Here is a 7,284-nt window from a genome sequence, read left to right on the forward strand (position 1 = left end):
CTCCGGACGCATTTGACAAATGTGATTTAAATTGAATTTAGCAGATCAGGATTTAACGATTTATATCTGTTAATAATGATTTGCGGCGGATATTCGGATCGAGTTCACATCGAATTGACTCACTACCTTATCCTAAGCGGAAGCGTGGGCCCCGATTGCGTCAGGGCATGCAGACCCATTGTCATCGATACAAAAAATTCAGGCTATGTGTGGATCGTTTCTTTTCGTGAATTCTTAAGCAGAAATGCGGCTAATTGCGCTGCAATAGAACGTGACATTTTTGTCACGAATTACAGCGTGCCGGGTTTAGCCGACGGGCGTGTAAATCTGATGAAACTCTTCGCATGCGCACGGCGCTGACGACGGTCTGCGCGCAGCCGGCCGCTCATGAACCCCGGTAAAACTCCGTGCGCTGCCGCACCTTCGATGCAGACGAAAAAACGACAGGCGTATCAAAGGCTTGCGGATTTTTCCGGGAAGTTATGCACAGATTTGCCAACAAAAACTGTGGGTAACTTCGAGCGTGTCGTCGCGCGTCGAAGCGCCGTTAGTCTTCGAGCGCCCACGCGCGCCTGCGGCGCAGCAGCGCCGAGCCGATCGATACCGCCGCGCCGATGCCGCCCATCGTCAGCGACAGCGCGACGATCAGTGGGCCGGTTTGGGTGCGCGCCGAGAACACGCCGACGAGCAGGCCGGCGAGCGGCTGCGTCAGGTTGTTCAGCAGAATCGCGACGCCGATGGTCTTGCCGTAGTCCTCGGGCGGGATGATCTGCAAACGCGCGCTGCGGATGTAGACGTTGAACATCTTGTCGAAGCCGACGATCAGCAGGAAGCCGAGCGCATAGCCCCACGGCGACGCGCTCGCGCCTGCGATCACGCCGCCCGCGCAGATCGTCACGAATGCGACGAGACCGAGCACGCGCGCCGGCCATCCGGCGCGCGCAACCGTCAGCAGCACCAGCACCGTGGCGAGCGCGCCGGCCGTTTGCAGACCGGCGTAGTAGCGGCTCGATTGCGCATGCAAACCCGTCACCATCGCCGCCGACGTCGCAAGCGTGACACCGATGACGAGGTTCTCCGCGGCCGCGAGCATGATGACCTTCTTCAGGCCCGGCAGCGTCCACACGTGATCGAGCGCGATGCGCAGCGGCGTGGTCCAGTGAGCGGCGGGCGTGAGCGATCGAGCGGACACCGGCGAAGGCGCGCGAAAGCCGCTCAGTCGCTGCCAGACGAACAGTGCGGCGTCGGCGCACAGAAACAGCACGCCGGTCGCGGCGACCACCCATTCCCAATGCCACACACCGAGCAGCAACGCGGCGAGCATTGGCCCCAGCACGAAGCCGAGCTGATCGGCCAGTTGCGAATACGCGAGCACCTTCTGGATCTGCTGCGTGCTGAAGATCTGCGGCAGCATCACCTCGCGCGCGACGAGCCCCTGGCTCGTCAGCACGCCGCACGCGGCCGACAGCGCGATCAGCCAGCCGATGCCGCCGAACAGCGCATATGCGGCGATACCGCCGAAGCATGCGAGCGCACGCACCGCCTGGCTCAGCCGCATCAGGCACAGCGGTGGAAAGCGGTCGCAGAGCGCGCCGAAGAACGGGAACACGAGGTAGCGCGGCAGCGTTTCGATGAAAAACGCGAGCCCCGACCACGAGACCTGGCGCGTCGTTTGAAACACCACGAGCGGCACCAGAAAGAGCAGGATCTGATCGGCGAGACGCGCGATGAACAGCGAGCAGAAGAAGGCCTGATGGTTGACGCGCACCGTGGTTGTCTCGCCGTATTGGGGTCGAGACCGATCCTATCAAAAGATCGCGCGGGCGAGGCGGGGCGCCCGCTGGCCGCCGTCCTATTCGCCGCGATACGCCCGTTCGAGCGGCGCGATATCGAGCTTGACCATCTTCATCATCTGCGCCATCACGCGGCTTGCCTTTGCGCGATCCGGGTCGCGCAGCATCTGCAGCAGCACGTTGGGCGCGATCTGCCACGACACGCCGAAGCGGTCCCGCAGCCAGCCGCAGGCCCACGGCTCGCCGCCGCCGTCGAGCAGCTTCGACCAGTAGCGATCGATTTCCTCCTGCGAGTCGCAGTGCACGAACAGCGAGATGGCCGGCGTGAATTTATATTGCGGGCCACCGTTCAGCGCCATGAACTCCTGGCCTTCGATTTCGAAGGTGACGGCGACGACCTTGCCCGCCGGTCCTGGGCCGGCGTCCGTGGCGTGCAGCGTGGTGGCGATGCGCGACGCCGAAAACACCGACGTGTAGAACTCCACGGCTTCTTCCGCGTTGCCGTCGAACCACAGGCACGGCGCGATTTTCTGCATGACGTTGCTCCTTCGGGACTGGTGTCGGTGGGCGTGGGCGTGCGATTGCCCGACGCCCATCGGCCGCTCACTTCTTCTCTTGGGACGAACAGTCCATCGCGGCCATCGCCTGCTGGATTTCCTCGGCGCTCAGGTCGCGCTTGTGCGTCGCGAGCGACCAGCTGTGGCCGAACGGGTCCTTGACCTGGCCGTAGCGGTCGCCCCAGAACATGTCGGTGACGGGCATCGTGACGGTCGCGCCCGCGTCGACCGCCTGTTTGAAACTCGCGTCGACGTCCGGTACGTAGTGGTGAATCGTGACCGGCGTGCCCTTCAGCGTGTTCGGGCCGAAGGTTTGGTGCTCGGGCCATTCGTCGGTCAGCATCAGCATGGAGTCCCCGATTTTCAGGGTCGCGTGCATCACCTTGCCGTCGGGGCCCGGCAGACGGATCTGTTCGACGGCGTTGAAGGCTTTCGTGTAGAACGCGATCGCTTCGGCGGCGTTCTTGCAGATCAGGTACGGCGTGAGCGAGTGCATCCCGTCCGGGATCGGTTTGGCTGCGGCACTGGACATGACGGTGACTCCTTGAAGTAACGGTTCCTCAGGGGAAAGACCGGCTGCGTGAGCTGGGTCTTCAACGTTACGACGAGTTGGTCACCGTCGGATCGACACTCCGAAAAAAATATTTTCAGGCGCGGGGGAGGGCGGCCCGCCATTTATCCCGCCGGATTGTCCTCGTCCGCCGGCGGCGCGGACGGCGCCGTGCTGCCCGCCGGCGCGCCGAGGATGCTGATCTGGAACGTGGGCGTCGCGGCGAGCGACTGCAGCGTCGCGTCCTCGGGGATGCGCTCGTCGAGCGGCAGGATCACCGAGCCGCCGATGACCGCGCGCCGGCTGTTGTCGGCCGGGCGCAGGCCCCACACGTCCTGATAGACGACGGGGACCGTGGCGCCGTTGCGCGTCGTGTTGCCGAGGTACAGCATCACGTGGCCGCCGATGTAGATCAGCGTGCGCAGCGGCACGCCATGCCGCGCCAGATAGTCGAGCCGTTCGGCGGGTGTCGACTCCGACAGATCGACCATGCGGCCGGCGCTCATCTGCGTCGACGAATGGCGCGGCAGCCACACGCCGAACGCGGCGAAGATGCTTTGCAGTTCCGACGAACAGTCGTTGTAGAGCCCGCTATTGCCCCAGCCGTACGGCCGGCCGATCAGCGCCTTCAACAGCGTGGCGAGATGGCGCGGCGTCGCGGCGAGCGGCATCGGCGTGATCTGCGTGGCGTCGAGCGACGCGGTGCGGATCAGCGCGCGGCCGTCGACGTCGCGCGCGGGAACGAGGAGTTGGAGTGTGCCTGCATTGGTGCCGGTCGCGGCTGGCGATGCCGAGACACCCGCCACCAGCGGCAGCATCGTCCCGGCCGGGGCAGCGAAGCGGAACACGCCGTGGCTGTCGTTGACCGCCGCCGACGCGACGATCACCGCGCCTAGCGACTTCCCGGCCGCCGCGCGCCATTGATCGATGAAACCATCGTCGGCGAACGCGACGCCGTCGCTGCGCACCCAGCCCTGCACGTCGGGCGTCTGCACGTAATGCCACGCGCCGTCGACGCTGCTACCGAGCACATAGAGCGGCGTGCCGGGCCGCACCGCCGAGATCTGCAGGTTGTCGAACGGATAACCCTCGCCGGCCAGGCGATGGTCGTAGAACGACGGATCGGTGGTAGGCAACTCGCGCACCATCAGGTTGCCGGTCGCGATCGCGCGCCGCTCGGGCTGATAGACCGGCGTTTGCGTGAACTGCGCGAGGTTGATGTTGCGCGCGATCGCGTCGATCCACGCCTTGTCGTGCGGCCGGAAGTTTTCGCCGTAACCGATGATGCCGCCACGCTTGCCGGTGTTGTCGAACCTGTCGATGCGGCGCTGTTGCAGTGCGGCAATGTCCTCGCCCTGCTCGCGAAGCACGCGTGTCGTCACCCAGGCGGGATTCCACGGCGACGGCGCGTTCTCGCCCGTGCCGAAGTAGCGCGCGAACAGCGCGTCGAAATGTGCGCGCTGCTCGGCGGCGCTGAGAAACGGCCGATCGTAGTCGGGGCTGTTCGGATCGAGCCAGTGATCGACGTTCTGGTCGTAATGGGCGAGCGAAAACAGCGTGACGTTGTCGACGAACGCGTGCGTGCCGCGCGGCGGCGTTGGCGTGCTGCACGCGGCGAGCGTCGTGACGGCGACGCACAGCACGACGGCGCGGCAGGCACGGCGGGAGAGAACGGCGACGGGCATAAAGATTCGGCGTATGAGGTGCACGGCCAAGATGATACGGTGTCGGCGATGCGCACGGCGCATCGGATGTTTGGCGGCGGCGCGCGCGGCTTCGACTACACTCGCTTCATCCGTCCACCCGCGCGTCGCCACGCGCGACAATCGCCAGGGAGTCCGCCATGAAAACCAGCGCACGCAATCAGTTCAGCGGCGAAGTCATCGACCTCAAGCACGGTGCCGTCAACGACGAAGTCACGCTGCGCACGCCGGACGGTCTCGAGGTCGTCGCGATCATCACGCACGGCAGCGCGAAGTCGCTCGGGCTGGCGACCGGCAAGCAGGCGTTTGCGCTCGTGAAGGCATCGTCGGTGATCGTAATGGTCGATGTCGCGAGGCAGCAGGTGTCGGCGCGCAACTGCATCGAAGGGACCGTCGCGGCGGTGACGACGGGCGCCGTCAATTCGGAAGTGACGATCAGTGCCGGCAGCGCGCAGATCGCGGCGATCATCACGAACGACAGCGTCGAGCGCCTCGGCCTCGCGAGCGGCAAGGCGGCGACGGCGGTTTTCAAGGCGTCGAGCGTGATTATTGGGGTCGATCAGTAAAAGGCCCGGGCCTCTGGGACGGGTACTCAACGAGCTCTCACTGATCGCGGATGGCGCGAACGATGATCCCGTCCCATCCAAAAACAATCCTGTGAGCGTCCATCCGGAAGATCGCAAAACAATTGTCGCTATCTACGACAACGGTGGTAGCGGGCAACCCGGTTTCATTCACGCGAAGGTCGAACTGTTTCTTCAACGCCGAAAGCGTGTCAATTCGCTTGACGGTAAAACCTGTGTTGGGCTTGCAGGTTTCACTGTCGAAGCTCATTGATTGCGGCGTAATTGTCATCGTCATGCCGAGAATCCGTTTTGCTTCGGGGATGCCACCAGAAATATCGGCATAGTCAACTACATCGGTCACGACCCAATTGCCGATGAAATCATTAATCGTAGCGTGTGGTGGTGTTTGTGCCGCGCACACGCTTGCCGAGGCGGTCAGCGTGAGAGCCACATACGAAAAAAGCTTGTGGCCTGTCATTGTGCCGACTGCCGGAAGGGCGCGGATTCTCGTTGACGGCGGCTCATTAGTCCCCGGCTTATCTTCGCGGGACCTATCTTTCGGCCATTGCGATCACGCGGGGTAATCATCACATTAAGCATCATTTTTTCTGCTACCGCTATCATGTCTCCGGTATTTGCGGGACCTAACGCGTCGCGTGTGTTCTGACGTGACGAGTTATAGGCAAAAGACACGGCCGGTAATATAGCAAAAATAGAGTCGACAAAAAACCCGTTCGATTTAAGCTAATGCGAAATGAATATTGATTATATTAAGATAGAAACTAGGAAGGGATAGTCGAGAACCGAGGTGGACGGCGAGCGTAGACGCGCGGCGCGTGTCACAGCGTTCGACACCCGCGCGCGGGGATTGCGCTTGCTTTACACTTCACCCCTTACCGCTTTCCATCCCGCTCTGATCACGGACGCCGTCATGTTCGAAGTTTCCCCCACCTCGCATCTGCCCAAAGCCGCGCAATATGAAGAACTGGTCGCGCAGGCGCGCGCGCTGCTGGCCGGCGAAACGGACTGGATCGCCAACGCCGCGAATTTCTCGTCGTTCGTCTTTCATTCGTTGAACGATCTGAACTGGGCCGGCTTTTACTTTCACGACGGCCGCGAACTGGTGGTCGGCCCGTTCCAGGGCAAGCCCGCGTGCGTGCGCATTGCGCTCGGCAAGGGCGTCTGCGGTACGGCCGCGCAAACCCGTCAGACCCAGGTCGTGCGCGACGTGCACGAGTTTCCCGGCCATATCGCATGCGATTCGGCGTCGCAATCGGAAATCGTCGTGCCGCTCGTCGCGCCCGACGGCACGCTGATCGGCGTGTGGGATGTCGATAGCCCGGTCGTCGCGCGCTTCGACGAGGAGGACGCGAAGGGCATGGAAGCGTTGTGCGCGGTGTTCATCGAGGCAGCGCTGCCGCGCGGCGTGTAGCGTCGCCGAATCGCGCCGGGCGTGGCGCGCAGCACTGAGGTGCAGACCGTGCATCTCAATCTTTGAGACGCTCTAGCGCATCACCGCGATGCACCGCGTGTCTGGCGCTTTTCTCGCTTGCCACTTCGTAGTGCTGGTCCGATTTCGATGCGGCGACGGCAACATCGTGTTCGTGCCGAACAGCCAGATCTGGAGCAATCCGGTGATCAACTACAGCTGTGGCGGCACACAGCGCATCGAGGTCGAGGTGGAACTCGCGCAGCGCAAGGACGTGGATGCGGCGATCGGGCAACTGCAGAAACTCGTGGCCGACGAGCCGCGCGTGCTGAGCGGTTCGACGCTTGCACCGGTGGTGTCGGTTGCGGATTATCCGGCGGATGGCGGCGCGACGTTGAGGATCGCCGCGTGGGTCAGGTCGCCGGATGCGTCGTTGGCTGGCGGCGATCTGCACGACAGGGCGCAGGCCGTGTTGGAGCTGGCGGGGTGTGAGGTAGCGGCTTAAGTTAGGGGTTAGTAGGGGCATGACATACGGCCTCGACGCGATTGCCGGCCGGGTCGATCAGAAATGCCGCGTAGTAGTCGCGGTGATAAGTGTTCAGGAAAAATTGATTTGAAAATCGGCGCCGTACCTGCTTAGCAGTGCTGCGAGTTCGGCATCGATGGTCTCGCGCGTCCAGGTGAGG

General features: G+C 63.2%; 8 protein-coding genes and 1 pseudogene. 3 read left to right on the plus strand and 6 right to left on the minus strand.

Going from position 1 to position 7,284, the window contains the following annotated elements; translation table 11 throughout:
• Positions 1 to 547: 547 nt before the first annotated feature.
• The 4 genes from HDG32_RS09070 to HDG32_RS09085 all read right to left on the minus strand — a co-directional run bounded on the left by HDG32_RS09070 (position 548) and on the right by HDG32_RS09085 (position 4,585).
• The gene (locus tag HDG32_RS09070) at positions 548 to 1,768 is read right to left on the minus strand and encodes an MFS transporter (RefSeq protein ID WP_184065708.1); all 1,221 of its coding nucleotides are present in this window, start codon (positions 1,766 to 1,768) and stop codon (positions 548 to 550) included.
• Positions 1,769 to 1,852: 84 nt separating this feature from the next.
• Entirely contained in the window at positions 1,853 to 2,329 is a 477-nt protein-coding gene (locus tag HDG32_RS09075; RefSeq protein WP_184065711.1) for a VOC family protein, read from the minus strand.
• Positions 2,330 to 2,396: 67 nt separating this feature from the next.
• Positions 2,397 to 2,882 (minus strand): VOC family protein, encoded by a 486-nt coding sequence (locus HDG32_RS09080; RefSeq protein ID WP_184009671.1) that lies wholly within the window; start codon positions 2,880 to 2,882, stop codon positions 2,397 to 2,399.
• Positions 2,883 to 3,025: 143 nt separating this feature from the next.
• Positions 3,026 to 4,585 carry an SH3 domain-containing C40 family peptidase gene (locus HDG32_RS09085; RefSeq protein ID WP_184065714.1) on the minus strand — a complete coding sequence of 520 codons (1,560 nt, stop codon included), beginning with the start codon at positions 4,583 to 4,585 and terminating at the stop codon, positions 3,026 to 3,028.
• 158 nt (positions 4,586 to 4,743) lie between these two features.
• Here HDG32_RS09085 and HDG32_RS09090 point away from each other — a divergent pair, with 158 nt between their 5' ends.
• Entirely contained in the window at positions 4,744 to 5,169 is a 426-nt protein-coding gene (locus HDG32_RS09090) for a molybdopterin-binding protein (protein ID WP_184065717.1), read from the plus strand.
• Between the two features lie 37 nt (positions 5,170 to 5,206).
• On the opposite strand, the gene HDG32_RS09095 is transcribed toward HDG32_RS09090, so the two are convergent.
• Entirely contained in the window at positions 5,207 to 5,647 is a 441-nt protein-coding gene (locus HDG32_RS09095) for a hypothetical protein (protein ID WP_090803691.1), read from the minus strand.
• 453 nt (positions 5,648 to 6,100) lie between these two features.
• Between HDG32_RS09095 and HDG32_RS09100 the strand changes: the two genes are divergently transcribed.
• Entirely contained in the window at positions 6,101 to 6,601 is a 501-nt protein-coding gene (locus HDG32_RS09100) for a GAF domain-containing protein (RefSeq protein ID WP_184065720.1), read from the plus strand.
• A gap of 97 nt (positions 6,602 to 6,698) precedes the next feature.
• Positions 6,699 to 7,103, plus strand: a complete 405-nt coding sequence (locus HDG32_RS09105; RefSeq protein ID WP_311539625.1) for a mechanosensitive ion channel family protein — start codon at positions 6,699 to 6,701, stop codon at positions 7,101 to 7,103.
• A 1-nt stretch (position 7,104) separates the two neighbouring features.
• Here the strand turns inward: HDG32_RS09105 and HDG32_RS36330 are convergent.
• A pseudogene (locus HDG32_RS36330) lies at positions 7,105 to 7,284 on the minus strand (hypothetical protein); the annotation flags it as partial.

Source organism: Paraburkholderia sp. CI2 (genome assembly GCF_014201055.1).
In the GTDB taxonomy this organism is placed as follows: Bacteria; Pseudomonadota; Gammaproteobacteria; order Burkholderiales; family Burkholderiaceae; genus Paraburkholderia; species Paraburkholderia tuberum.